At 66.9% G+C, this 25382-nt stretch carries 24 protein-coding genes and 1 tRNA gene; 9 read left to right on the forward strand and 16 right to left on the reverse strand.

Annotated features, from left to right (window positions below; genetic code table 11):
* Position 1 precedes the first annotated feature (1 nt).
* The 4 genes from KHF85_RS14040 to KHF85_RS14055 all read right to left on the reverse strand — a co-directional run bounded on the left by KHF85_RS14040 (position 2) and on the right by KHF85_RS14055 (position 3193).
* Positions 2–301 (reverse strand): helix-turn-helix transcriptional regulator, encoded by a 300-nt coding sequence (locus KHF85_RS14040; protein ID WP_284567139.1) that lies wholly within the window; start codon positions 299–301, stop codon positions 2–4.
* A gap of 423 nt (positions 302–724) precedes the next feature.
* Positions 725–1891 carry a DNA cytosine methyltransferase gene (locus tag KHF85_RS14045; RefSeq protein ID WP_284567140.1) on the reverse strand — a complete coding sequence of 389 codons (1167 nt, stop codon included), beginning with the start codon at positions 1889–1891 and terminating at the stop codon, positions 725–727.
* Positions 1892–1950: 59 nt separating this feature from the next.
* Entirely contained in the window at positions 1951–2697 is a 747-nt protein-coding gene (locus tag KHF85_RS14050) for a hypothetical protein (protein ID WP_284567141.1), read from the reverse strand.
* 205 nt (positions 2698–2902) lie between these two features.
* A complete protein-coding gene (locus KHF85_RS14055; protein WP_284567142.1) occupies positions 2903–3193 on the reverse strand; it encodes a hypothetical protein in 291 nt (96 codons plus the stop codon).
* 259 nt (positions 3194–3452) lie between these two features.
* On the opposite strand from KHF85_RS14055, the gene KHF85_RS14060 reads away from it, so the two are divergent.
* On the forward strand, positions 3453–3743 hold the full coding sequence (locus tag KHF85_RS14060; RefSeq protein ID WP_284567143.1) for a helix-turn-helix domain-containing protein: 291 nt from the start codon (positions 3453–3455) through the stop codon (positions 3741–3743).
* Positions 3744–3825: 82 nt separating this feature from the next.
* Here the strand turns inward: KHF85_RS14060 and KHF85_RS14065 are convergent.
* From KHF85_RS14065 to murJ, 6 genes are all read right to left on the reverse strand, one after another.
* Positions 3826–3901: transfer RNA gene (locus tag KHF85_RS14065), tRNA-Thr, on the reverse strand.
* A 35-nt stretch (positions 3902–3936) separates the two neighbouring features.
* Positions 3937–4887 (reverse strand): 4-hydroxy-3-methylbut-2-enyl diphosphate reductase, encoded by a 951-nt coding sequence (ispH, locus tag KHF85_RS14070; protein ID WP_284567144.1) that lies wholly within the window; start codon positions 4885–4887, stop codon positions 3937–3939.
* A 7-nt stretch (positions 4888–4894) separates the two neighbouring features.
* A complete protein-coding gene (lspA, locus tag KHF85_RS14075) occupies positions 4895–5398 on the reverse strand; it encodes a signal peptidase II (protein WP_284567145.1) in 504 nt (167 codons plus the stop codon).
* A gap of 109 nt (positions 5399–5507) precedes the next feature.
* Entirely contained in the window at positions 5508–8339 is a 2832-nt protein-coding gene (ileS, locus tag KHF85_RS14080) for an isoleucine--tRNA ligase (RefSeq protein ID WP_284567146.1), read from the reverse strand.
* A gap of 6 nt (positions 8340–8345) precedes the next feature.
* Entirely contained in the window at positions 8346–9362 is a 1017-nt protein-coding gene (locus KHF85_RS14085) for a bifunctional riboflavin kinase/FAD synthetase (protein ID WP_345782163.1), read from the reverse strand.
* A 274-nt stretch (positions 9363–9636) separates the two neighbouring features.
* Positions 9637–11229: a murein biosynthesis integral membrane protein MurJ gene (gene murJ / locus KHF85_RS14090; protein WP_284569559.1), complete on the reverse strand. Its 1593-nt coding sequence runs from the start codon at positions 11227–11229 to the stop codon at positions 9637–9639.
* 116 nt (positions 11230–11345) lie between these two features.
* On the opposite strand from murJ, the gene rpsT reads away from it, so the two are divergent.
* Complete coding sequence (rpsT, locus tag KHF85_RS14095; RefSeq protein ID WP_003469619.1) at positions 11346–11618, forward strand: 30S ribosomal protein S20; 273 nt, start codon at positions 11346–11348, stop codon at positions 11616–11618.
* 124 nt (positions 11619–11742) lie between these two features.
* Here rpsT and cgtA read toward each other — a convergent pair whose 3' ends face one another.
* From cgtA to rplU, 3 genes are all read right to left on the reverse strand, one after another.
* Positions 11743–12813, reverse strand: coding sequence for an Obg family GTPase CgtA (gene cgtA, locus KHF85_RS14100; RefSeq protein WP_284567147.1), 1071 nt, complete (start codon positions 12811–12813; stop codon positions 11743–11745).
* A 518-nt stretch (positions 12814–13331) separates the two neighbouring features.
* Positions 13332–13607 (reverse strand): 50S ribosomal protein L27, encoded by a 276-nt coding sequence (gene rpmA, locus KHF85_RS14105; RefSeq protein ID WP_003468912.1) that lies wholly within the window; start codon positions 13605–13607, stop codon positions 13332–13334.
* Between the two features lie 12 nt (positions 13608–13619).
* Positions 13620–13940 (reverse strand): 50S ribosomal protein L21, encoded by a 321-nt coding sequence (gene rplU / locus KHF85_RS14110; protein ID WP_039005690.1) that lies wholly within the window; start codon positions 13938–13940, stop codon positions 13620–13622.
* Between the two features lie 294 nt (positions 13941–14234).
* On the opposite strand from rplU, the gene uvrA reads away from it, so the two are divergent.
* Complete coding sequence (uvrA, locus tag KHF85_RS14115) at positions 14235–17204, forward strand: excinuclease ABC subunit UvrA (RefSeq protein WP_284567148.1); 2970 nt, start codon at positions 14235–14237, stop codon at positions 17202–17204.
* On the forward strand, positions 17201–17632 hold the full coding sequence (locus KHF85_RS14120) for an acyl-CoA thioesterase (RefSeq protein ID WP_284567149.1): 432 nt from the start codon (positions 17201–17203) through the stop codon (positions 17630–17632). The genes uvrA and KHF85_RS14120 overlap by 4 nt, the downstream gene beginning before the upstream one ends.
* A 380-nt stretch (positions 17633–18012) precedes the next feature.
* On the opposite strand, the gene KHF85_RS14125 is transcribed toward KHF85_RS14120, so the two are convergent.
* Positions 18013–18435 carry a copper chaperone PCu(A)C gene (locus KHF85_RS14125; RefSeq protein ID WP_409976708.1) on the reverse strand — a complete coding sequence of 141 codons (423 nt, stop codon included), beginning with the start codon at positions 18433–18435 and terminating at the stop codon, positions 18013–18015.
* Positions 18436–18545: 110 nt separating this feature from the next.
* Here KHF85_RS14125 and KHF85_RS14130 point away from each other — a divergent pair, with 110 nt between their 5' ends.
* The 3 genes from KHF85_RS14130 to KHF85_RS14140 all read left to right on the forward strand — a co-directional run bounded on the left by KHF85_RS14130 (position 18546) and on the right by KHF85_RS14140 (position 20832).
* Positions 18546–19325 carry an enoyl-CoA hydratase/isomerase family protein gene (locus KHF85_RS14130; protein ID WP_284567151.1) on the forward strand — a complete coding sequence of 260 codons (780 nt, stop codon included), beginning with the start codon at positions 18546–18548 and terminating at the stop codon, positions 19323–19325.
* Positions 19326–19397: 72 nt separating this feature from the next.
* Positions 19398–20309 (forward strand): acyl-CoA thioesterase II, encoded by a 912-nt coding sequence (tesB, locus tag KHF85_RS14135; protein ID WP_284567152.1) that lies wholly within the window; start codon positions 19398–19400, stop codon positions 20307–20309.
* Between the two features lie 10 nt (positions 20310–20319).
* On the forward strand, positions 20320–20832 hold the full coding sequence (locus tag KHF85_RS14140; protein WP_284567153.1) for a putative signal transducing protein: 513 nt from the start codon (positions 20320–20322) through the stop codon (positions 20830–20832).
* Positions 20833–21195: 363 nt separating this feature from the next.
* Here KHF85_RS14140 and KHF85_RS14145 read toward each other — a convergent pair whose 3' ends face one another.
* Positions 21196–21801 carry an EF-hand domain-containing protein gene (locus KHF85_RS14145; RefSeq protein WP_284567154.1) on the reverse strand — a complete coding sequence of 202 codons (606 nt, stop codon included), beginning with the start codon at positions 21799–21801 and terminating at the stop codon, positions 21196–21198.
* 214 nt (positions 21802–22015) lie between these two features.
* Here KHF85_RS14145 and KHF85_RS14150 point away from each other — a divergent pair, with 214 nt between their 5' ends.
* On the forward strand, positions 22016–22777 hold the full coding sequence (locus KHF85_RS14150) for an arginyltransferase (protein WP_345782164.1): 762 nt from the start codon (positions 22016–22018) through the stop codon (positions 22775–22777).
* Between the two features lie 139 nt (positions 22778–22916).
* Positions 22917–24170, forward strand: a complete 1254-nt coding sequence (locus tag KHF85_RS14155; RefSeq protein ID WP_284567155.1) for an endonuclease/exonuclease/phosphatase family protein — start codon at positions 22917–22919, stop codon at positions 24168–24170.
* 21 nt (positions 24171–24191) lie between these two features.
* Here the strand turns inward: KHF85_RS14155 and purT are convergent, their stop codons facing one another.
* The gene (gene purT, locus KHF85_RS14160; protein ID WP_064539203.1) at positions 24192–25379 is read right to left on the reverse strand and encodes a formate-dependent phosphoribosylglycinamide formyltransferase; all 1188 of its coding nucleotides are present in this window, start codon (positions 25377–25379) and stop codon (positions 24192–24194) included.
* Between the last annotated feature and the right edge of the window lie 3 nt (positions 25380–25382).

Below are 25382 nucleotides of genomic sequence, written 5' to 3' on the forward strand. Positions count from 1 at the left end.
GTCAGCGCTCCGCGTTCGCGGTGCGAGCGGCCAGCATAGCGGCGGCGACCTTACGGACGCCCTCGCTCATCGGCTGGCCCTTGGCGTATTCGCGCAGATCGCCCATGCGGTATCGGATCACCTTCGCTCCAACTCGGGAGTAGTTCGGTCCACCGCCGTGGCTGCGGTACCACGCCAACGTGGCGCGCTTGAGCCGCAGCAACGCTGCGGCCTCCTCGGGCTTGACCATCGCCTCGTCAGGGAGCGCGTGTAGTTCGGCCAGCTCCTCGGGTGTGAGCTTCTTGGGTTCGGGGGTAGTCACAGGCGTGCTCCATCTCCAGGGCTCCCACGGAGGCGGATGCCACCGGGGGACTGGGTCTGCCGTGCGTCGCAGAGATGGGCCGCTCAGTTCGTCATGCTGGGCTGGCCTCGGCTGTTCTTGCCACCGAAAGCACTTCTGATCGCCATAGCTATTGCCGACGATCCTTGGGCTGATCTAGTCCACAGCCCGATTAACCACACTGTACCTCGATAGCTCTCACGCCGAAACCAACACTTCTCCTGATCGTCCAGACCACTCAGTGCAGCTATAGCTGTGACAACCAGCCATTCCCTCAGCTGCAACGCGTTGCCTGTGGCATATACCTCATGCCACACGCAAGCACCTGCTGCCCAATTTCATTCAAGGGATGATCCCGTGCATTCCTGTCACCGAAGCACCTGAGAATCAGCGATTGTCAACGAACTACAAAGCGAGCTGCAATTGATCATCGCCAATCCCAACACTATTCGGAGATGAGCACTCCAATCCAACCGGAGCTTCAAGTCCAGCGTCGTCCGCTACGGCCTCGGCAAGCAAAGCGCTAATGAGTGGCGGGACCGCATCGCCGATTTGCCGGTAACGAGATGAGAGCGACCCAATGAATACATAGTCAGATGGATAGCCTTGCAACAGAGACATCTCCCGTACAGAGAGCAACCGATCCTGTTCGGGGTGCGTATAACGACCATTCCCAGGAGAGCTACACTCTCTTGTGATTGTAGGCGCAGGCTTATCCCAACAGAGCCTCCCGTACACATCCGGGAAGGATCCCGGCTTGTCCACATTCATACTAGGAATTCGAAGATAGGATTTCTCTTGAGGAATATCGATCCAACTACCCCCATCATGCGGAATTGCCTGCATTCGCTCACGCGTTGCATCCGTCATTGTGGGACAAACGTGCATAGGGTCAGAAGCGTCGCATTCTCCCGCCTCAATTGGCGGAAGATCCGCTATAAAATCACGCACTGTTCGAACTCGATCAATGGTCGGAAGAGCCGGAGAGAATGCCCCCCCCAGCTTTGCCACTACCAATGCTCTCAGACGACGTTGAGGCAAGCCGAACTTCGAAAGATCATGGACCTCTGCCGAGACCTCGTAACCGAGCGCGGTTAGATCTTCACGCAGACCATCGAAGTGATGACGATGCTTACCGACCAACAGTTCCTTCACGTTCTCTATAAGGATGTACTTAGGCCTCCAGGCCGCAGCAAACACTGCAGTCCGTCGAACGAGCTGATTCCTTGAATCATCCTTTACATGATTGCGTGATTGCTTCTGGCTAAATCCAGTGCACGGCGCGCAGGAAATTAGGACATCAACGTCATCAGGTGAAAAGCCAAAGTGCTTTGCAAGCTCCTCAGGCCCCGTGGTCGCCAAGTTTACATTTGCTGGCCTGAGCCCATGATTTCTCTCGTAGGTCGAATTGCAATTTGTTGCACCAGGGCCGTGGCTTGGCTTGGCCACCTCAAGATCTGCAGCCCCTAGGATTTCAAAGGCGCCGTGCCGCTTAAAACCGCACGACATCCCTCCAGCTCCTGAAAACAAATCGACAACACCGAGCTTCTTCTGGATCACCTTATTACCCATAATTTTTCGACCCCTACTACCTTGCCGCGAAGCAAGGGAAAAGGGAGCGGCATGCGCAGCTAAATTCCATCAAAAGTCCAAGTGGCATGAACAATGCACTCGGCCTTACTAAGGCTTTTAATCTGAAGCTTTCTCTCGGACCCAGCGTCAAAATAAAGCGAGTACTTCAAATTACCAGCCTTATCCTTTACTCGAACATAGGCTGGAATTGTCTCCTGCTTCGTATTTTCTGCAAACTCTATGGGCCAATTCGCCGAATCAAGCATCAGCTGCTTTGGAATTTCGACCAACTCATACCTGACCTTACCATTTGAGGGAGCAAGTCGACGAAGGGTAAAAATTCGATTGTAATTTTTGAGATGGTCTAAAAATTGCTGCCGTTGAAAACTGATATCCCAGGGACCGCGACCCAATTCCATCCACTTACTTACATGAATGAAATCATCCTTAACCGCCGCGGAAGCCTCAGTTTTAAGATTGACGAAAACTCCGTCCACTGTGAGGTCATGACCTCGATTCGTACGACTTTTCGCCAACTCAGCAGAGAAGCCGCCTTCCTGCAACGCTCTTTCAAAAGCGAACTCAAAACGATCCTTGCTTAGAGCCTGGCGACTGCCGCCATGGTGCTCAACTAGGCGATCACCCAAGCTGTTTAGCACCGCGTCGTTGATGATGTCGGAGCTAGGATTTCGCCAAAATTCCTTCGGAGCAGCGTAGGCCCTCACACTCCTAAGAACGCTCGCCTGTTGCGCTGGGGACAGCTGCTCATATGCCTTCATCCAATCGTCCCTGTCCTGATTGCTCATCGTCGATCCACTGCACCCTGTCGCCATAGACATGGGTGATGGTACGGAGAGCCATCATGAGAGTCGAGAGGTCATGCATTGACTAACAGCCATGAGCCAACTTGACTCAGACAACTTGTAGCTTGGCCTCGGACGAGCACGTTGAGCCGCAGAAAGAATCAGCACAAATCATTGATCTATAAGCAGTTGATCAGCAAAGAGGCCTTTAGAAGCACGAAGCCCTCCAAGCCGCCTCCAACGCGTCACGCTTTTCCAAGATCACCGTGCGGCCTCCGAATACGAAGCGCCGGAAGCCAGTGTACCCGCCCAGTTCGTTCTTGGTGTTAACCCAGCCGCAGGCGACCACTCCGAACTCCTCGGTGTAGTTGGCGCGCACGCCCCGAAACTGTGCGGCGTCCGGGTCCTTCAGCTCGCGCCTCACCGCTCGCTCGGCAGCCACAATGGTCTCGGCGCCGAACCACTTCTCCTGCTGCGCCTTCTTCTCAGCGGCCGTCATAGATCGTTCCGGCTCGGAGTCTGTCCGCGCAGGCACCTCGACTCGGTTAGGCGACGGCCCGGTCACTGCCTTAGGCGCATCAGCAACTGTGGGCTTGCTGCCCGGCACAACTTTCGACCCGACCCAAGCTAGGCCAACCAAGACGACCAAGAGAACCCCTATCCGCTTCATACGCATTCCTTCGTTCGTTGATGAATAGTCCATTTTGGACTATTCCAATCCGAACTTTAGCGTGTGATGACCATCAAGTCATCGCACGATGCCTCAATCGACTCACAACTCCGACTACCAGCTTCTACTAACCGTCCTAAAGGCGGCTCGTAAGCGTGCGGGAGTGTCGCAAGTCGATTTGGCTAACCGCTTGGGAAACACACAGACTTTCGTCTCGAAGTGCGAGCGCGGTGAGCGGCGCATTGACGCCGTGGAGTTGGTCGAGTTTGCCGAGGCGCTTGGAACTGCACCACAGGACCTGCTCGCGCAATACCTGGAACTTCGCGGCAACTCATCTTCAGCGAAGGCCCGCAAAGGCAAGAAATCGCACGGGAACTGAGCATTCGTGCTCAAACTGTGTTCGTGTGCATCCCTGAAAAGCACTTAGGCCGCCCGAAGGCGGCCTAAGTGCTTGATGTACATGGTGCCGGAAATAGGAATCGAACCTACGACCTACGCATTACGAATGCGCCGCTCTACCAACTGAGCTATTCCGGCTGAACCGCCAATTCTAGGGGGGCGCCGGCCGCCGGTCAATTGACCAGGCGCAGGCGCAGTTCCTTGGGCAGGGCGAACACCATCGACTCCGGTTCGCCGGCCAGTTCGCCGACGCCGTCGGCGCCCAGTTCGCGCAGCCGCGCGATGACCCCGTCCACCAGCACCTGCGGCGCCGAGGCGCCGGCGGTCAGGCCGATGCGGCGCTTGCCGGCGATCCAGGCCGGGTCGATCTCGTCGGCGCCGTCGATCAGGTAGGACTCCACCCCGTCGCGCCGCGCCAGCTCGCTGAGCCGGTTGGAATTGGAGCTGTTCGGCGAGCCGACCACCAGCACCAGGTCGCACTGCCGGGCCAGGTCGCGCACCGCGTCCTGGCGGTTCTGGGTGGCGTAGCAGATGTCGTCGTTCTTCGGCCCCTGCATCGCCGGGTAGCGTGCGCGCAGCGCGTCGATGATGCCGCGGGTGTCGTCCACCGACAGCGTGGTCTGGGTGGTGTAGGCCAGGTTCTCCGGCTGCTGGATATCCAGCGTGGCGACCTGCTCGATGTCCTCGACCAGGTAGATGCGCCCGCTGCCGCGTTCGCGGTTCCACTGGCCCATCGTCCCCTCCACCTCGGGGTGGCCGGCGTGGCCGATCAGCACCACGTCGCGGCCGGCGCGGCAGTGCCGGGCCACTTCGAAATGGACCTTGGTGACCAGCGGGCAGGTCGCATCGAACACCTTCAGCCCGCGCCGCTCGGCTTCCTGGCGGACCGCCTGGGACACGCCGTGGGCGCTGAAGATGACCGTGTTGCCGTCGGGCACCTCGTCCAGTTCCTCGACGAAGATCGCGCCGCGCTGCTTCAGGTCGTCGACCACGAAGCGGTTGTGCACCACCTCGTGGCGCACGTAGATCGGCGCGCCCAGGGTCTCGATGGCGCGCTTGACGATCTCGATCGCACGGTCGACGCCGGCGCAGAAACCACGGGGATTGGCGAGCAGGACGTCCATTGCCCAATTATCCCGCTTTTCGCTTCGACTTGCCGTCGAACACGCCGAACACGGCGATGCCCACGGCACCGGCGACGATCGCCGAGTCGGCGATGTTGAACGAGGGCCAGTAATGGTCGCCCACGTACCACTGGATGAAATCGACCACGTGGCCGTGCATCAGCCGGTCGATCACGTTGCCGATCGCGCCGCCGATGACCAGGGCGTACGGCATGGCGCCGCGCCAATCGCCGCGCGGGGTGCGCGCCAGCCACCAGGCCAATAGCGCGCTGATGCCCACCGCCAGCGCGGTGAAGAACCACAGCTGCCAACCGCCGGCATGGCTCAGGAAGCTGAACGCAGCGCCGGTGTTATAGGTGCGGTACCAGTTCCAGAAGTCGGGGATCACCGGCACCGCGGTGAACTCGGGCAGGCTGGACAGCACCCAGGCCTTGCTCCACTGGTCCAGGCCGATCACCAGCACGGACAGCAGCAGCCAGCTCAGGGCAGAGGGTTTGGATCGTACGGTCATGCGCGGGGTCCGGCTCGGGCGAAGGGTGGATGTGAAAGACAGCGACGCGGCGAAAACCACGACGGCGACGGCGAATGGGTCGCCGCCGCCGCTGCCGCGCGGGGGCGGATCAGAACCAGGTGCGCTCCTCGCCCGGTCCGTCGATGTTGCCGACGCAGCGGCCGCACAGTTCCGGGTGCGCCGCATCCACGCCCACGTCGGCGCGGTGGTGCCAGCAGCGCACGCACTTCTGCTTGCTGGTGGCCTGGGCGCTGACGAAGATCTCGTCGGTGCTGGCCTCGCGCACCACCACGTCGCCGCTGATGAACAGGAAGCGCAGTTCCTCCTGCAGCGGCTGCAGCTTGGCGGCCGTGACCGCGTCGGCGGCGACGGTGATCTCCGCCTCCAGCGCCGCGCCGATCACGCCGTTGCCGCGCATCGGCTCCAGCACCTTGGCCACCTGCTCGCGCAGCGCCAGCAATTGCTCGAAATCGGCCGCGCTCAGCGGCGCATCGTCCGGCATCGGCGCCAGGCCTTCGTACCAAGTCGCGAACAGCACGTTGCCGACGTGCGCGCCGGGCAGGTAGCCCCACAGTTCGTCGGCGGTGAAGCTCAGGATCGGCGCGATCCAGCGCACGAACGCTTCGGCGACATGGAACATCGCGCTCTGCGCCGAACGCCGGCCGTGCGAGTCCTCCGGCATCGTGTACAGCCGGTCCTTGGTCACGTCCAGGTACAGCGAGCCCAGGTCCACGCTGCAGAAGTTCAGCAGCGCCTGCACGATCGCGGCGAAGTCGTAGCGCGCGTAGGCGGCCTTGATCTGCTCCTGCACCTCGTAGGCGCGATGCACGATCCAGCGGTCCAGCGCCACCAGTTCCGGCAGCGTGCGCAGGTGCACGGCCGGATTGAAGCCGTGCAGGTTGCCGAGCAGGAAGCGCGCGGTGTTGCGCAGGCGCCGGTAGGCGTCGGAGTTGCGCTTGAGGATCTCCTGCGACAGCGACATCTCGTTGCTGTAGTCGCTGGAGGCGATCCACAGGCGCAGGATGTCCGCGCCCAGGGTCTTCATGATGTCCTGCGGCTCGATGCCGTTGCCCAGCGACTTGGACATCTTGCGGCCGTGCTCGTCCACGGTGAAGCCGTGAGTCAGGCATTGCCGGTACGGCGCGGCCTGGTCCAGCGCCACGCCGGTCAGCAGCGAGGACTGGAACCAGCCGCGGTGCTGGTCCGAGCCTTCCAGGTACAGGTCGGCCGGCTTGGGGATGCCGCGCTCGGCCAGCACCGTCTCGTGGGTGACGCCCGAGTCGAACCACACGTCGAGGATGTCGGTGATCTTGTCGTAGTCGGCGGCTTCCTCGCCGAGCAGTTCGGCGGCGTCGAGGGTGTACCACACGTCCACCCCGCTCTCTTCGACGCGGTCGGCGACCTGGCGCATCAGCTCGGTGCTGCGCGGATGCGGCTCGCCGGTCTCGCGATGCACGAACAGCGCGATCGGCACGCCCCAGGTGCGCTGCCGCGAGATGGTCCAGTCCGGACGCCCGGCGATCATGCCGGCGATGCGCGCCTGGCCCCAGGACGGATACCAGTGCACGCCCTCGATCGCCTGCAGCGCATCGGCGCGCAACTTGGCCTGCTCCATCGAGATGAACCACTGCGGGGTGGCGCGGAACGCGATCGGAGTCTTGTGCCGCCAGCAGTGCGGGTAGCTGTGGACCATGCTCGCGTGCGCCAGCAGCGCGCCGCGCGTGGCCAGCACCTCGGCGATGGTGTCGTTGGCCTTCCAGATGTGCAGCCCGGCTAGCGCCACGCCGTCGGCCGGCGGGGTCGAAGACAGGTACACGCCGCGGCCATCGATCGGGTTGATCTGTGCGGCGGTGTAGCGCTCGATCAGGCCGTACTGCCTGGCCGCCACATAGTCTTCCTGGCCGTGTCCGGGGGCGGTGTGCACCGCGCCGGTGCCCTCCTCGTCGGACACATGGTCGCCGAGGATCAGCGGGATGTCGCGCTCGTCGTAGAAGGGATGCGCCAGCACCTGGTTTTCCAGCGCCGCGCCGGCGACGCGGCCGTGCACCACCACCTCGCTCACGCCGTAGCGCTGCAGCGCGCGCTCGGCCAGCGCATCGGCCAGCACCAGCCAACGGCGGCGGCCGTCGCGTGCCGGGCCTTCGACCAGCGCGTAGCTCAGGTCCGGCCCCAGCGACACCGCCAGCGAGGCCGGCAGCGTCCACGGCGTGGTGGTCCAGATCGGCACCGCGACTTCGACACCGTCAGGCAATTGCACACCGAACGCGGCCGCCAGCGCCGCGCCGTCGCGCGCCGTGTAGGCCACGTCCACGGTCGGCGACTGCTTGTCGGCGTATTCGATCTCCGCCTCGGCCAGCGCCGAGCCGCAATCGAAGCACCAGTGCACCGGCTTCACGCCGCGGGTCAGGTGGCCGTTGTCGACGATCCGGGCCAGCGCGCGCATCTCGTTGGCTTCGAAATGGAAGTCGAGCGTGCGGTACGGGTTGTCCCAGTCGCCGATCACGCCCAGGCGCTTGAAATCGCGACGCTGGATGTCGATCTGCTCGTTGGCGTATTCGCGGCATTTCTGCCGGAACTGCGCCGCATCCAGCTTGACCCCGACCTTGCCGTACTTCTTCTCGATCGCGATCTCGATCGGCAGGCCATGGCAGTCCCAGCCCGGGATGTACGGCGCATCGAAGCCGGCCAGGTACTTGGACTTGACGATGATGTCCTTGAGGATCTTGTTGACCGCGTGGCCGAGGTGGATCGCGCCGTTGGCGTACGGCGGGCCGTCGTGCAGCACGAACAGCGGCCGGCCCTGGGCGTTGTCGCGCAGCTGCGCGTACAGCCCCTCGCTCTCCCAGCGGGCCAGCGTATCCGGCTCGCGCTTGGGCAGATCGCCGCGCATCGGGAAGTCCGTCGCCGGCAGATGGAGGGTGGCTTTGTAGTCCTGGGTCACGGGGATTTACCGGTCGGTGGTCTTCATGGGGGAGTCCGCGCGCGAAGGCGCGGGCTGGTGCACGTGGCCCGCGCCATCGGCGTGCGCGCGCGGCGGCGCGGACGCGAGCAGGCGGCGGGCCAGGGCGGCGTCGCGGTGCATCTGTTCGGTCAGCGCCGGCAGATCGGAGAACATTTCTTCGTCGCGCAACTTGGCGACGAATTCCACGGCGATATGGCGCCCATACAGGTCGCCGTGGAAATCGAACAGGTGCGCTTCCAGCAGCGGCTCCACGCCCTGCACCGTCGGCCGCGTGCCGAAGCTGGACACCGCCGGCCACGGCTGCGCGGTCACCCCGTGCACCCAGGTCGCGTAGATGCCCGACAGCGCCGGGGTGCGCGGGAAACGCAGGTTGGCGGTGGGATAGCCGAGGGTGCGCCCGAGCTGCTTGCCGCGCACCACGCGGCCGTCGATCGCGTACGGGCGGCCGAGCAGTTCGGCGGCATGCGCGAATGCGCCGGCCACCAGCAATTCGCGGATGCGGGTGCTGGAGATGCGTTCGTCGCGCAGATGCACCGGCTCGATCTCACCGGCGGAAAAGCCCAGTTGCGCGCCCATCTCGCGCAGCAGCGCGATGTCGCCGCCGCGCTTGTGGCCGAAACGGAACGCCGGGCCGATCCACACCTCGCGCGCCTGCAGCCGATCGACCAGGGTGCGCCGCACGAAATCCTGCGCGCTCATCGACGACAGGCGCAGATCGAAGCGCAGCAGGCCCACGCTGTCCGCGCCCAGCTGCTGCAGGCCTTCGACCTTGGTCCGTGCCAGGGTCAGCCGCGGCGGCGGCGCGGCCGGCGCGAAGAACTCGCGCGGCAGCGGCTCGAAGCTCAACGCCACCGCGGGTACGCCCAGCGCACGCGCGCGCGCCAGCGCATGGCGCACCAGCGCACGGTGGCCCAGATGCAGGCCATCGAAGGCGCCGATGCAGACCACGCTTCCCTGCGGGAACAAAATCCCGCCCTCGACGTCTCTAAACAGCCTGCTCATTCCTCGGTCCGAAGCGCCGACGCTGGAGTGCGTCGGCCGATGATGCGTAACCGTTGAGTATAGCGGGCTGGTGCGGGACTCGGGACTTGGGACTCGGGACCCGTCAAGGCAGAAGCCTCCCGCGCCACGGCAGTTACCCGCCTCATACGACATGCGCAGAAGCCGACTCACTCGCCGATGAGACCCGTCCCGAGTCCCGAGTCCCGAGTCCCGAGTCCCGAGTCCCGAGTCCCGAGTCCCGAGTCCCGAGTCCCGAGTCCCGAGTCCCGAGTCCTCACTGCTCGCGCAAATCCCGCGGCCTGAACCCCAACACCAGCAACGCCAGCAGGTACACCGCCCCGCCGCCGCCGACCAGCGCCAGCAGGCTGCCGATGCGGTGCCACTTGTCCATCGTGGTGAAGCCCGGCAGCCAGTGCAGGCCCAGCCCCAGCACCGCGGCCATCGCCGCGCAGGCCACGCCCAGGCGCAGCAGGTAGCCGGCCCAGCCCGGCCGCGGCCGGTACACCTCGGCGCGGCGCAGCCAGCGCCACAGCAGCGACAGGTTGATGTAGCTGGCCACCGCGCTGGCCAGGCCCAGCGCCAGGTGCAGGCCCGGCACCGCCTCCAATGCCGCGCGCACGCCCTGCGCGCGCAGCTCGGCCGGCACCCACAGCTGGTACAGGATCGCCAGGAACAGCAGGTTCAGCACCATGTTGGCGACCAGCGCGACCACGCCGGCGCGCACCGGGGTGCGCGTGTCCTGGCGCGAATAGAACGCCGGCAGCAGCACTTTCAGCAGCGCGAACGCGGGCAGGCCGAAGCTCAGCCCGAACACCGACATCGCCGCCATGCGCGTGTCGAACGCGGTGAACTTGCCGTACTGGAACAGCGTGGCCACCAGCGGCTGGCTCAGCAGCATCAACCCCAGCATCGCCGGCACCGCGATCAGCAGCGTGGTGCGCAGGCCCCAGTCCAGCGCGTTGGAGAAGCCAGCATGGTCGGTCTTGACGTGGTGCCGCGACAGCGCCGGCAGGATCACCGTGCCCAGCGCCACGCCGAACACGCCCAGCGGCAGTTCCAGGAAGCGGTCGGCCTGCGACAGCCAGCTCTGCGAGCCGGCGTACAGGAACGAGGCGATCACCGTGTCCAGCAGCAGGTTGATCTGCGCGATCGAGGAACCGAACAGGGTCGGCACCATCAGGGTCAGCACCCGGCGCACGTCCGGATGGCTCCAGCCCCAGCGCGGCAGGGTCAGCAGGTCGATACCGCGCAGCGCCGGCAACTGGAACAGCAACTGCAGCAGCCCGGCGACCAGCACCGCCCAACCCAGCGCCAGGATCGGCACCTCCAGCTTCGGCGCCAGCCACAGCGCGCCGGCGATCATGCACAGGTTGAGGATCACCGGGGTCAGCGCCGGCAGGCCGAAGCGATGGAAGCTGTTCAAGGCGCCGCCGGCCAGCGCGGTCAGCGACACGAACAGCAGGAACGGGAAGGTCAGCCGCAGCAGGTGCACGATCAGGCCGAACTTGGCCGGATCGTCGCTGGAGCCGGGATTGAACAGCAGCGCCACCTGCGGGGTGAAGATCAGCCCCAACGCGGTGACCAGCAGCAAAATCCCGCCCAGGGTGCCGGACACCCGCGACATCAGCGCACGCAGGTCGGCATGCGGCCGGGTTTCCTTGACCTCGGTGAACACCGGCACGAAGGCGGTGGCGAACGAGCCTTCCGCGAACAGCCGGCGCAGGAAGTTCGGAATACGGAACGCGACCCAGAAAGCGTCGGTGGTCGCGTTGGCGCCGAACGAAATGGTGATAGCCTGATCGCGTACCAGCCCCAGCACGCGCGAGACCATGGTCATGCTGCTGAACGAGAGCAGCCCGCGGAGCATGCGCGGCGCGCTCATGCAGCGACCCTCTTGACAATTGGCTTGACGCAGTTGTTTAGAACCTTCATACTCTCCCGCTTGTTTTTATCCACCACACAGCTTTCCAGGAAACCACCACCGTGGCCAATATCAAGTCCGCCAAGAAGCGCGCCAAGCAGACCGTCGTGCGCAACGCGCGCAACACGGCTCAGCGTTCGATGCTGCGCACCGCCGTCAAGAAGGTCATCAAGGCCCTGGACGCCAACGACGCCGCCGGCGCCGAAGCCGCTTTCGCCGTTGCCCAGCCGATCCTCGACCGTTTCAGCTCGCGCGGTTTGATCCACAAGAACAAGGCAGCGCGCCACAAGAGCCGCCTGACCGCCCGCATCAAGGCGATCAAGACCGCCGCCTAATCGGCTGCGGTCGTTGCCGGAAGCGCCCGCGCTTCCGGCACTACGAAAAAGCCCGGCTTCGGCCGGGTTTTTCGTGTGCGTGCGATCCGCTGGCGACAAGCGCACGCCGGACCGGCCGCCGCGCTCAGAGCGCATCGGCGGCGGAGGCATTGGCGGCCGCTTCCAGCGCATCCTCGCGCTGACGGTCGAAGAACGCCATCACGTCCTTCATGATCGGCCAGGTGCCGTCGCGGCTCAGCGCCGAGACCAGGTACCACGGCTGGGTCCAGCCGAGTTCGGCCACGACCTGCTCGGCCAGCGTGCGCGCCTCGTCCTCGAACAGCAGGTCGGCCTTGTTCAGCACCAGCCAGCGCGGCTTGGCCAGCAGCGCCGGGGCGTGCTTTTCCAGCTCGCGCTCGATCGCGCGCACCTGCTCGACCGGCGATACACCATCCACGCCGCCTTCCATCGGCGCCAGATCCACCAGATGCAGCAGCAAGCGCGTGCGCTGCAGATGGCGCAGGAACTGCGCACCCAGGCCGGCGCCGTCGGCCGCGCCTTCGATCAGGCCGGGGATGTCGGCGATCACGAAGCTGCGGTAGGCCTCGACGCTGACCACGCCCAGATTCGGATACAGCGTGGTGAACGGATAGTCGGCGACCTTCGGCGTGGCCGCGGACACCGCGCGGATGAAGGTGCTCTTGCCGGCATTGGGGAAACCGAGCAGGCCGACGTCGGCGAGCAGCTTCAGCTCCAGCTTCAGCGTGCGCTCCTCGCCCTCCTCGCCCGGCGTCGCCTTGCGCGGCGCGCGCGTCACCGAGCTCTTGAAATGCATGTTGCCCAGGCCGCCCTTGCCGCCCTGCGCGACCAGCAGCCTGTCGCCGTGGGCGACCAGGTCGCCGATGGTCTCGTCGGTATCGACGTTGATCACCACGGTGCCGACCGGCACGGTGATGACCAGGTCTTCGCCGCCCTTGCCGTACATCTGCCGGCCCATGCCGTTCTCGCCGCGCTGCGCGCGGAATGCGCGCTGGTGGCGGAAATCGACCAGGGTATTGAGGTTCTCGTCGGCGACCAGCCACACGCTGCCGCCGTTGCCGCCATCGCCACCGTCCGGCCCGCCCAGCGGGATGAACTTCTCGCGGCGGAAGCCGATGCAGCCGTTGCCGCCATTGCCGGCACTGACCTGGATTTCTGCTTCGTCTACGAGTTTCATGGGGTACGGCCTGATAGAGAGTGAAAAGTGTAGCGGGGACTCGGGACTCGGGACTCGGGACTCGGGACTCGGGACTCGGGACTCGGGACTCGGGACTCGGGACTCGGGACTCGGGACTCGGGACTCGGGACTCGGGACTCGGGACTCGGGACTCGGGACTCGGGACTCGGGACTCGGGACTCGGGACTCGGGACTCGGGACGGCAGGATGATGTCCCGGGGTAAATCGATGTCAAGCGATTTGATGCAAAAAGGGCCGATTTTTTTAAAAAAAGCGGCTTTTTTTGCAGCTCAGGTGCAGCTGCTTTTCTGTAGGAGGGGCTTCAGCCCCGACGCCTTATCGGTAACGCGTCGGGGCTGAAGCCCCTCCTACAGAAAAGCAGAAATGCAGCAAACTTGCGAAAATCCCGAGTCCCGAGTCCCGAGTCCCGAGTCCCGGCTCCATCAACGAAAAACCCCGCCGAAGCGGGGCTTTCGTCAGCAAGCCTGCGCCATGCGCAGGCCCTGGAGGCGAAACGCTTACGCCTCGGCGGTGGCCGCTTCGGCAACCACGCTCACGGTGCGACGCTTCTTGGCGCCCTTCACCGAGAACTCGACCTTGCCGTTGACCAGCGCGAACAGGGTGTGGTCGCGGCCCAGGCCGACGCCCGAACCCGGGTGGAACTGGGTGCCGCGCTGACGCACGATGATGTTGCCCGCCTCGATCGCCTGGCCGCCGAAGATCTTCACGCCCAGATATTTCGGGTTGGAGTCGCGGCCGTTGCGCGAGGAACCTACGCCTTTTTTATGTGCCATGACTGCTGCTCCTTACTTCTTGTCGCCACCGGCAATGCCGGTGATCTCGATTTCGGTGTAATGCTGCCGGTGACCCTGACGCTTCATGTGGTGCTTGCGGCGGCGGAACTTGATGATGCGCACCTTGTCGGCACGGCCATGGGCCACGACCTTCGCGGTGACGGTGGCGCCGTTCAGCGCGTCACCGAGCTTGATGCCGTCGCTGTCGCCCAGCATCAGGATGTTGTCGAACTTGATCTCGTTGCCGGCTTCGACTTCGAGCTTTTCCACGCGGAGCGTTTCGCCCTGCGCGACGCGGTATTGCTTACCGCCAGTTACCAGTACTGCGTACATGACCAGACTTCCTCTGTAGTTATTGTGGTCGCCCCTGCCGTGCCTCTTCGGGCAGACAGGAGCGGAATTGTAATGGCTTCAGCGGCTTAGGGTCAAGTCCCGACCCCGGCGCGGATGCGGCCCCGGCGCCCCGCCACGATTGGCTGAACCGGCCAGCCGCGGCAGGCCCGCAATCCTGGCAAATCCGGCAATTGCCCCCACCTGACAAGCTGGGTACGCTGATCGATTGCCGTCCCCTCTCCGCCCCCACGCTGGCCCAGGGCTGACGCCCGGCCGGCACAACACGGACTTCTCATGGCGATGGATTTCATCCGCATCCGCGGCGCGCGGACGCACAACCTCAAGAACCTCGACCTCGACCTGCCGCGCGACAAGCTGATCGTGATCACCGGCCTGTCCGGCTCGGGCAAGTCGTCGCTGGCGTTCGACACCATCTACGCCGAAGGCCAGCGCCGCTACGTGGAGTCGCTGTCGGCGTACGCGCGGCAATTCCTCAGCGTGATGGAAAAGCCCGACATCGACCACATCGAAGGGCTGTCGCCGGCGATCGCGATCGAGCAGAAATCGACCTCGCACAACCCGCGCTCCACGGTCGGCACCATCACCGAGATCTACGATTACCTGCGCCTGCTGTACGCACGCGTCGGCCAGCCGCGCTGCCCCGACCACGGCTATCCGCTGGAGGCGCAGACGGTCAGCCAGATGGTGGACCACATCCTGAGCCTGGACCCGGAGCAGCGCTACATGCTGCTGGCGCCGGTGATCCGCGAGCGCAAGGGCGAGCATGCGCAGGTGTTCGAGCAGCTGCGCGCGCAGGGCTTCGTGCGCGTGCGCGTGGACGGCGCGCTGTACGAAATCGACGCGGTGCCGGCGCTGGCGCTGCGCCAGAAGCACACCATCGAGGCGGTGATCGACCGCTTCCGCCCGCGCGCGGACATCAAGCAGCGCCTGGCCGAGAGCTTCGAGACCGCGCTGAAGCTGGCCGACGGCATGGTCTCGGTGCAATCGCTGGACGACACCGCGGCCGCGCCGCACCTGTTCTCCTCCAAGTACAGCTGCCCGGTCTGCGACTACTCGCTGCCGGAGCTGGAACCGCGGCTGTTCTCGTTCAACGCGCCGATGGGCGCCTGCCCGAGCTGCGACGGCCTGGGCGTGGCCGAGTTCTTCGATCCCGAGCGCGTGGTGGTGCATCCGGAGCTGTCGCTGTCGGCCGGCGCGGTGCGCGGCTGGGACCGGCGCAACGCCTACTACTTCCAGCTGATCGCCTCGCTGGCCAAGCACTACAAGTTCGATGTGGACGCGCCATGGCAATCGCTGCCGGCGAGCGTGCGCCAGGCGGTGCTGTACGGCAGCGGCGACGAAACCATCACCTTCACCTACTTCACCGACGCCGGCGGCCGCAGCCAGCGCAAGCACCGCTTCGAAGGCATCATCCCCAACCTGGAGCGCCGCTACCGCGAGACCGAATCGCCGGCGGTGCGCGAGGAACTGGCCAAGTACATCAGCCAGCGGCCGTGCCCGGACTGCAAGGGCGCGCGCCTGAACAAGGCCGCACGCAACGTGTTCGTCGCCGACCGCCCGCTGCCGGACCTGGTGGTGCTGCCGATCGACGACGCGCTGCGCTTCTTCCGCCAGCTCGACCTGCCCGGCTGGCGCGGCGAGATCGCCAGCAAGATCGTCAAGGAGATCGGCGAGCGGCTCGGCTTCCTGGTCGATGTCGGCCTGGATTACCTGACCCTGGAACGCAAGGCCGACACCCTGTCCGGCGGCGAGGCGCAGCGCATCCGCCTGGCCAGCCAGATCGGCGCCGGCCTGGTCGGGGTGATGTACGTGCTCGACGAACCGTCGATCGGCCTGCACCAGCGCGACAACGAACGCCTGCTCGGCACGCTCACCCGGCTGCGCGACCTGGGCAACACGGTGATCGTGGTCGAACACGACGAGGACGCGATCCGCCTGGCCGACTACGTGCTGGACATCGGCCCCGGCGCCGGCGTGCACGGCGGCGAGATCGTCGGCCAGGGCACAGTGGCGGACCTGCTGAAGGCGCCGCGCTCGCTGACCGGCCAGTACCTGTCGGGCAAGCGCCGCATCGAGATCCCCGCCAAGCGGCACAAGGCCAACCCGAAGATGACCCTGCACCTGCGCGGGGCCACCGGCAACAACCTCAAGAACGTGGACCTGGACATCCCGGCCGGGCTGCTGACCTGCGTCACCGGCGTGTCCGGCTCGGGCAAGTCGACGCTGATCAACGACACCTTGTTCACCCTGGCCGCCAACGAGATCAACGGCGCCTCGCATGCAGTGGCGCCGTACCGCGAGATCGAGCACCTGGACCTGTTCGACAAGGTGGTGGACATCGACCAGTCGCCGATCGGGCGCACCCCGCGCTCCAACCCGGCCACCTATACCGGCCTGTTCACGCCGCTGCGCGAACTGTTCGCACAGGTGCCAGAATCGCGCGCACGCGGCTATTCGCCTGGCCGTTTCAGCTTCAACGTACGCGGCGGCCGCTGCGAGGCGTGCCAGGGCGATGGCCTGATCAAGGTCGAGATGCATTTCCTGCCCGACGTGTACGTGCCCTGCGACGTGTGCCATGGCAAGCGCTACAACCGCGAGACGCTGGAGATCCTGTACAAGGGCTTCAACATCAACGACGTGCTGCAGATGACCGTGGAGGATGCGCTGCGCCTGTTCGAGCCGGTGCCGACCATCGCCCGCAAGCTGGAGACGCTGGTCGATGTCGGCCTGAGCTACATCAAGCTCGGGCAGAGCGCGACCACGCTTTCCGGCGGCGAAGCGCAGCGGGTGAAGCTGTCCAAGGAACTGTCGCGGCGCGATACCGGCCGCACCCTGTACATCCTCGACGAGCCGACCACCGGCCTGCACTTCCACGACATCGAAGCGCTGCTGGGCGTGCTGCACAAGCTGCGCGACGAAGGCAACACGGTGGTCGTGATCGAGCACAACCTGGACGTGATCAAGACCGCGGACTGGGTGGTGGACCTGGGCCCGGAGGGCGGCCATCGCGGCGGCACCATCCTCGCCACCGGCACCCCGGAGGACATCGCCGCGCATCCGGATTCCTACACCGGCCAGTTCCTGGCCAGGCTGCTGCCCGCCGGCACCGTGGCCAAGCCGACCAAACCGGCAGCGATGGCCAACAAGCCCGACGCGCTGCCGCCGCGCAAGAGCAAAGCCGAGAAGGCCGCCGCCAAGAAGGCGGCCAAGAAAACCACGACCAAGAAGAAGGCCGCACGATGAGCGCATCCCCCGCCGATTCCGCCTCCCCCTCGCACAAGCCGCTGGCGCGCGTGCCGATCAGCGTGCGCTGGCGCGACATGGACAGCATGGGCCACGTCAACAACGCCAAGTACATTTCCTACCTGGAAGAGGCGCGCGTGCGCTGGCTGCTGCAGGTGGACGGCTTCTCGATGCGCAACCGCATCGCCCCGGTGGTGGCGGCGACCAACGTCAATTACCGGCGCCCGATCGTGTGGCCGAACGACATCGTGGTGGAGCTGTTCGTCGAGCGCATGGGCAGCAGCAGCATCGCCGTCGGCCACCGCATCGTCGACCAGAAGGACGACAGCGTGCTGCACTCGGACGGCAACGTGGTGGTGGTGTGGATCGACACCGAAACCGGCAAGAGCGCGCCGCTGCCGGCCGAGATCCGCGCGGCCTGCGGCTGAAAGGGCGGGACTCGGGACTCGGGACTCGGGACTCGGGACTCGGGACTCGGGACTCGGGACTCGGGACTCGGGACTCGGGACTCGGGACTCGGGACTCGGGACTCGGGACTCGGGACTCGGGACTCGGGACTCGGGACGGCAGGATGATGTCCCAGGGTAAATCGATGTCAAGCGATTTGATGCAAAAAGGGCCGATTTTAAAAAAAAAAGCGGCTTTTTTTGCAGCTCCGGCGTAGCTGTTTTTTTGTAGGAGGGGCTTCAGCCCCGACGCCTTTACCGGTAACGCGTCGGGGCTGAAGCCCCTCCTACAGAAAAGCAGAAATGCGGCGAACTTGCGAAAATCCCGAGTCCCGAGTCCCGAGTCCCGAGTCCCGCAAAAACTACGGCTTGCCAGCACTCACCTTCAACGCGCCCCGCACTTCGCGCCCATCTTCCAGCACGAAACTGATCGGCACGCTCGCCCCCTCGCGCAGCGGCTGCGCCGGCTGCATCAGCATCAGGTGCAGGCCGCCGGGCTGCAGCACCGCGTCGGCGCCAGCGGCCAGCGGCAGGCGCTCGAGCTCGCGCATCTTGCTGACCCCGTCCACCTGCGTGGTCTGGTGCAGGCTCACCTCGGCGAACGCCGGGCTGCGCACCGCCACCACCGCCAGCGCCTGCCCGCACGGGTTGTGCAGGCGGCCGAAGCCGGCGGCCATCGGCATCGCCGCGCTCGGCGGCAGCCGCACCCAGCCGGCCTGCCATTGCGGCAAACAGCCAGCGGCCTGGCGCGCGGCCGGCGCCGCGAAGGCGGCCCCCGGCGCCAACCCGGCCAAACACGCCAGCCCGATGGCCAGCCCCCGTACGCATGCGGATGGTTTGAGCTTCATGGCTCTATGATAGCCGTCCCGCGACCCGCCACCTTCGGAAGCTGCACATGACTTCGCTGATCCAGGTTCTCGACCACGGCCCCATCCGCCAGTTGCGCCTGGCGCGCGCGCCGGCCAATGCGCTCGATACCGCCCTGTGCACCGAACTGGCCGCGGCGATCGCGCAGGCGCAGGCCGACGCGGTGTCCGCGCTGGTCCTGTCCGGCAGCGAACGCATCTTCTCCGCCGGCATGGACGTGCCGCACCTGCTCGGGCACGGCAGCGACCGCGCCAGGTTGCTCGGCAGCTGGCAGGCGTTCTTCGCCGCGGCGCGCGCGCTGGCCGACAGCGCGATCCCGGTGGTGGCGGCGCTGACCGGCCATGCGCCGGCCGGCGGCTGCGTGCTGGCGCTGTGCTGCGACTACCGGGTGATGGCACGTAGCCCGGAACCGGCGCATCCGGTCACCATCGGACTCAACGAGACCCAGGTCGGCCTGGCCGCGCCGGAAGGCATCCAGCGCCTGCTGCGGCGCGTGGTCGGCGCGCACCGCGCCGAGCGGCTGCTGGTCGGCGGCGAACTGGTCAGCGCCGAGCGTGCGCTGCAGATCGGCCTGGTCGACGAACTGGTGGACGCCGAACAGGTAGTCGCGCGTGCGCTGGCCTGGCTGCAGGACCTGTCGAGGCTTCCGCGGCAGCCGATGCTGCAGACCCGCGCGATCGCCCGCGCCGACCTGCGCGCGGCGCTGGCCGACGAGCACATCCAGCTCGAGCGCTTGGTCGACGGCTGGCAGGCGCCGGACACCCAGGCCGCGCTGCACGCGCTGGTGGCCAGGCTGGGCAAGCGCTGAGCGGCGCCGGCACGCAGGCCGGCGCGGGCGGCCCGGTATAATCGCGGACAGTCCTCGTCCAGGCCCCGCCTCTTGTCCGCCAAGCCGCCCGACCCCGTCGTCTCCGAACTGATCGAACTGCTGTCGCTGGAACGGCTGGAGGACAACCTGTTCCGCGGCAAGAGCCGCGACATCGGCACCAAGTACGTGTTCGGCGGGCAGGTGCTGGGGCAGGCATTGTCGGCGGCGCATGCGACGGTGGACAACGGCCGCCGCGCGCATTCGCTGCATGCCTATTTCCTGCGCGCCGGCGACATCGACCATCCCCTCGTGTATGAGGTGGACCGCACCCGCGACGGCGGCAGTTTCTCGGTGCGCCGGGTCACCGCGCTCCAGCACGGCAAGGTGATCTTCTTCTGCGCCGCCTCGTTCCAGGAGCAGGAAGACGGCGCCACCCACCAGCTGAAGATGCCGGAAGTGCCGCAGCCGGAGGACATCGAGCCGACCCCGGCCGCGCACCCGGACGTGCTGGCGACGCTGCCGACCAAGGTGCAGCGCTGGCTCTCGCGCGGCGGCCCGTTCGAGTTCCGCCACGTCTACCCGCGCGACGAACTGAACCCGCCCAAGCGCCCGCCGTTCCAGCAGATGTGGCTGCGCCTGAGCGAACCGGTCGGCGACGCGCCGGAACTGCACCAGGCGCTGCTGGCCTATGCCTCGGATTTCCACCTGCTCGGCACCGCGACCTTCCCGCACGGCATCAGCTACTACACGCCGAACGTGCAGATGGCCTCGCTCGACCATGCGCTGTGGTTCCACCGCCCGTTCCGCGCCGACGACTGGCTGCTGTATGCGCTGGACAGTCCCAGCGCGCAGGGCTCGCGCGGACTGGCGCGCGGCCAGTTCTTCACCCGCGACGGGGTGCTGGTCGCCAGCACCGTGCAGGAAGGCCTGATCCGCGTGGTGCCCGATGCCGGCGCCGCGGCGCAGGTCCCGGCCAAGCACTGAGGCGGCGACGATGCGGCAGATCTTCAGCAGTCAACGCGTGGAAACCGCCGAAGGCGTGGCCAAGCTGTTGCGCGAGCAAGGCATCGAGGTGCGGCTGAGCAACGGCCGCTCCTACCGCAGCCGGCGCAGCGGCCAGTTCAGCTACATCGACCCGGTGGCGACGCAGGTGCAGCCGACCGTGTGGGTGGTGCATGCCGACGACCAGCCGCGCGCACGCGCCGTGCTGCGCGAGTCTGGCCTGATCGACAGCACCCGCCAGGACCCGGCGCAGACGCTGCCGTACCTGAGCGAATTCCGCTCGCAGGCGGTGCCCGACAGCGGCAAGCGCGGGGCCTGGCGGCTGCGTGTCGCGCTGCTGCTGGCGATCGGCGCGGTGGCGCTGGTGACGGTGCTGCGCCATCGCGGCAATCAGGCGGCCGCGCCCGCTCCGACTGTGGCACCAGCCGCCGCACCGGCGCCGCAACCGGCACAGGACAGCGACGAAGTACGGGTACGCGTGCAGCCGGCGCAGCGCGGCAACTGAGTCGGCGGCGGCAAAGGCATGCTGTTTTTTGCAGGGTTTGGGCTGGCCGCTGATGATCGACCGCCACCGACGCCTGCGATTTCACCGCCGCGCCTGTGGCGGTTGAAGCCGCTCGCGATCGACTGGCTGCATTGCTGGGCGGGTGCACTGTAGGAGGGGCTTCAGCCCCGACAGGCTGCCGAAGTTCGCCACTTCGCCAATGGGCCTGTCGCGGTTGAAACCGCTCCTACAGGAGCATGGCGATTGAACCGGTGCGCTGCGGGAGCGCTGCGTGGACAAATAAAAACGCCCCTGCGCATCGCTGCGCAGGGGCGGGTGTCGATCGGCGCCTTGTTGCGTGTTGCCTGTTGCGGGGTGGAACGATCAGTTCGCGTCGGATGCGGCCGGCATCGGCTTGGCGCCATGCTTCTCACCGGGCTTCTGGCCGGGCTTGTGCATCCACATCGACTGCGCCGCGTCGAACTCGGCGCGGCTGAGCATGCCGTCCTTGTTGGTGTCGGCCTTGGCGAACCATGCGTCGCGATGCTGTTTGGCGCGCAGTTCGAAATCGGCACGATCGACGAAGCCGTCCTTGTTCGCGTCCATCTTGTCGAAGCGCGCGGCGAACGTCGGATCGGCCTTGGCCTCGTCGCGGCTGATGCGGCCGTCCTTGTTGGTGTCCAGCTTGGCCAACATGGCGCCATGCCAGCCACGTCCGCCGCGCTCGCCGTGGCGGCCATGGCGCGGGAACTCGTCGGGGCTCAACTTGCCATCGTGGTTCTTGTCCAGCGCGTCGAAATGCTCGGCCAGGCGCGGATTGGCCGCGGCCTCGCTGCGGTCGACGACGCCGTCGCCGTTCTTGTCCAGCCGGGCGACGCCGCCGGCAGCGGCCGGCGCGGCCGGATCCGACGGCGGCGGGTTGGCGGCATAGGCGCCGCCGGACAGCACGGCGAGCATGGACAGGGCGAGCAGCGGGTTGCGGTAATTCATGGAAAACTCCCTGAGGGAAAGGAAGACACCTGCCGGCGCGGCAAGCGCGTGCGGCAGTCACCAGCGCAGCAGGAACGGACCGCCAGGCGGGCCGGCGCAGCGGCGCCTTCACTGCAATCAACGCCCCGTTGCGGGCGCCGTTGACCCGCGCCGGGCCGCATTCATGCGGCGGACAGTCGCGGCCGCTGCGATCGCGAAGCGCTATGCTCGGTGCATGGCCATCCACACCGACGCCAGCGACGACCTGCGCCTGTTCCAGACCGGCCAGCACGCCTGCGGCTATTGGCCCGAGCGGCAGGCGCGCGACCTGGTGCTGGATCCGCACGATCCGCGCCTGGGCGCGCTGTATCCGCTGGCGCTGAGCTGGGGCTTCCGCCGCTCCGGCGATCTGGTCTACCGGCCGCATTGCGACCACTGCCGCGCCTGCGTGGCGGTGCGCATCCCGGTCGCCGAGTTCGTGCCCGACCGCAGCCAGCGCCGCTGCCTGGCGCGCAACGCCGATATCGACATCCGCATCGTCGCCGCCGAACGCAACGAGGAACAGCTGGCGCTGTACCAGCGCTACCTGCGCATGCGCCATCCCGGCGGCGGCATGGACACGCATGGCGCGCACGAGTTCGACCAGTTCCTGATCGGCGGTTGGTCGCATGGGCGTTTCCTGGAGATGCGGCAGAAGAGCGCGGACGGACAGCGCGGGCCGCTGCTCGGGGTGGCGGTCACCGATATCGCCGAGCAGGCCCTGTCGGCGGTGTACACCTTCTACGATCCCGACGTCGCCGCGCGCGGGCTGGGCACGCTGGCGATCCTGCAGCAGATCGCATGGGCCAGACGCGAAGGCCTGAGCCATCTGTACCTGGGCTACTGGATCCGCGGCCACCAGAAGATGGACTACAAGCGCCGCTTCCGGCCATTGCAGGCCTACGACGGGCGCAGCTGGCGCGCGTTCGGCGACGATGCGGGCCGCCCCGCCGACTAGCGCGGCGGCGCTCGCCTGCGGCCTGCGTGCGCCGCCGCGCGGCACCGAACCCTGCCCTGCGCTCCCGCTCGATCCGCCGCGCTCCGCGGGCCGCCACGGCGCCATCGTTCGGACATGCGCCGCATGCGAACATGCGCGCATGAACCCACGCGCCCTGTTGCTTGCCCTGACCCTGCTGTGCGGCGCCTGCTCGCACACCGGCTCCGCCCCGACCGCGGCCACGCCCACCGCGCCCACTGCCGCGACGCTGCGCGTGGCCACCTACAACACCTCGCTGAATGCGGACGAGGACGGCGGCCTGATCGCCGCCCTGCAAGGCGACAGCGCGCAGGCGCGCAAGATTGCCGCGGTGCTGCAGCAGGTGCGCCCGGACCTGGTGCTGCTCAACGAATTCGACTACGACGACGCGCACCGCGCCGCCGACCTGTTCCAGCAACGCTACCTGGACGTCGCCCAGCCGCTCGGCGGCGCCGCACTGCACTACCCATACCGCTACCTGGCGCCGGTCAACACCGGCGTGCCCAGCGGCCTGGACCTGGACAACAACGGCAGCGTCGGCGGCGACGGCGACGGCGACGGCCGCGCGCGCGGCAACGACGCCTGGGGCTACGGCCTGCATCCCGGCCAGTACGGCATGCTGCTGCTGTCCAGGTACCCGATCGACGCCGCCGCGGTGCGCAGCTTCCGCCTGCTGAAGTGGAGCGCGCTGCCCGGCGCGCTGCGCCCGCTCGATCCGGCCAGCGGCCGCCCGTTCCACAGCGACGCGGTCTGGGCGCAACTGCGGCTGTCGTCGAAATCGCATTGGGACGTGCCGGTCCGCACGCCGCTGGGCGTGGTCCATGCCTTGGTCGCGCATCCCACGCCGCCGGTGTTCGACGGTCCCGAGAAGCGCAACCTGGCGCGCAACCACGACGAGCTGCGGCTGTGGCGCGAGTATCTGGACAACCGCCCCGGCACGGCATGGCTGTGCGACGACGCCGGCCGCTGCGGCGGCCTCGCCGCCGATGCGCGCTTCGTGATCCTCGGGGATCTCAACAACGACGTCATCGACGGTGATGGCCGCCACGACGCGATCCGCGCCCTTGTCGAACACCCGCGCGTGCTGCACTACCCGACCCCGCACAGCGCCGGCGGCGAAGAAACCGCGCGCGCCTACGCCGCACACGGCATCGCCCACCGCGGACCGCCGCAACAGGTCACCGGCGATTTCGGGCCCAAGGCCGGTGCGATGCGGCTGGACTACGTGTTGCCGTCGAACGACTTCCGCTACCTGGACAGCGGCGTGTTCTGGCCGGCCTCCAGCGTGCCGGCCGCGGCGATCGCCGACGGCAGCGACCATCACCTGGTGTGGGTGGATGTGGCGCTGCAGCCGCGATCGGGGACTAAGGACTAGGCAGTCGGAAAGGCGGTCCGCTCAGGCCTGCAATTCGATGGTCAATGCGGCGGCGGCGGCGCGGGCGATTTGCCGCGCTTCGTCGATGCTGGCGCCGCGCGCCAGGGTCACGCCGACGCGGCGGTGGCCGTGCACGCCGGGCTTGCCGAACAGGCGCAGCGCGGTGTCCGGGGCCTGCAGCGCGGCGGCGACGTTGCCGAACAGCGGCACGCCTTCGCCGTGCGCCAGCAACGCGCACGAGGCCGATGGACCGCTCTGGCGGATGACCGGGATCGGCAGGCCCAGGATCGCGCGCGCATGCAGCGCGAACTCGCTCAGTTCCTGCGACACCAGGGTGACCAGGCCGGTGTCGTGCGGCCGCGGCGACACTTCGCTGAACCAGACCTCGTCGCCCTTGACGAACAGTTCCACGCCGAACAGGCCCCAGCCGCCGAGCGCGTCGGTGACCGCGTGCGCGATCTGCTGCGCGCGCTGCAGCGCCAGCGCCGACATCGGCTGCGGCTGCCAGCTCTCGCGGTAGTCGCCGTCCTTTTGCCAGTGCCCGATCGGATCGCAGAAGGACGTGCCGGCAGCATGGCGCACGGTCAGCAGGGTGATCTCGTAATCGAAGTCGATGAAGCCTTCGACGATGCAGCGGCCGGCGCCGGCGCGGCCGCCGGTCTGCGCGTAGTCCCAGGCCGCATCGATGTCGGCCTCGCTGCGCAGCGTGCTCTGGCCCTTGCCCGAGGACGACATCACCGGCTTGACCACGCACGGCAGGCCGACCGCGGCGATCGCGGCGCGGTATTCCTCCGGCGTGTCGACGAAGCGGTACGGCGAGGTCGGCAGGCCCAGGGTTTCGGCGGCCAGGCGGCGGATGCCCTCGCGGTCCATGGTCAGCCGCGCCGCACGCGCGGTCGGGATCACACGCTGGCCATGCTCGCGTTCCAATGCCACCAGCGTCTCGGTGTGGATCGCCTCGATCTCCGGCACGATCAGGTGCGGCTGCTCGCGCGCGATCAGCTCGCGCAGCGCCATCGCATCAAGCATGTCCAGCACGTGCGAGCGGTGCGCCACCTGCATCGCCGGTGCGTCGGCATAGCGGTCGGCGGCGATCACCTCCACGCCGAAGCGCTGCAGCTCGATCGCCACTTCCTTGCCCAGTTCGCCCGAGCCCAGCAGCAGCACGCGGGTGGCGGAAGCGGACAGCGGGGTTCCCAGGGTGGTCATGGC

This window comes from Xanthomonas graminis pv. graminis (assembly GCF_030168915.1).
GTDB lineage: Bacteria > Pseudomonadota > Gammaproteobacteria > Xanthomonadales > Xanthomonadaceae > Xanthomonas_A > Xanthomonas_A translucens.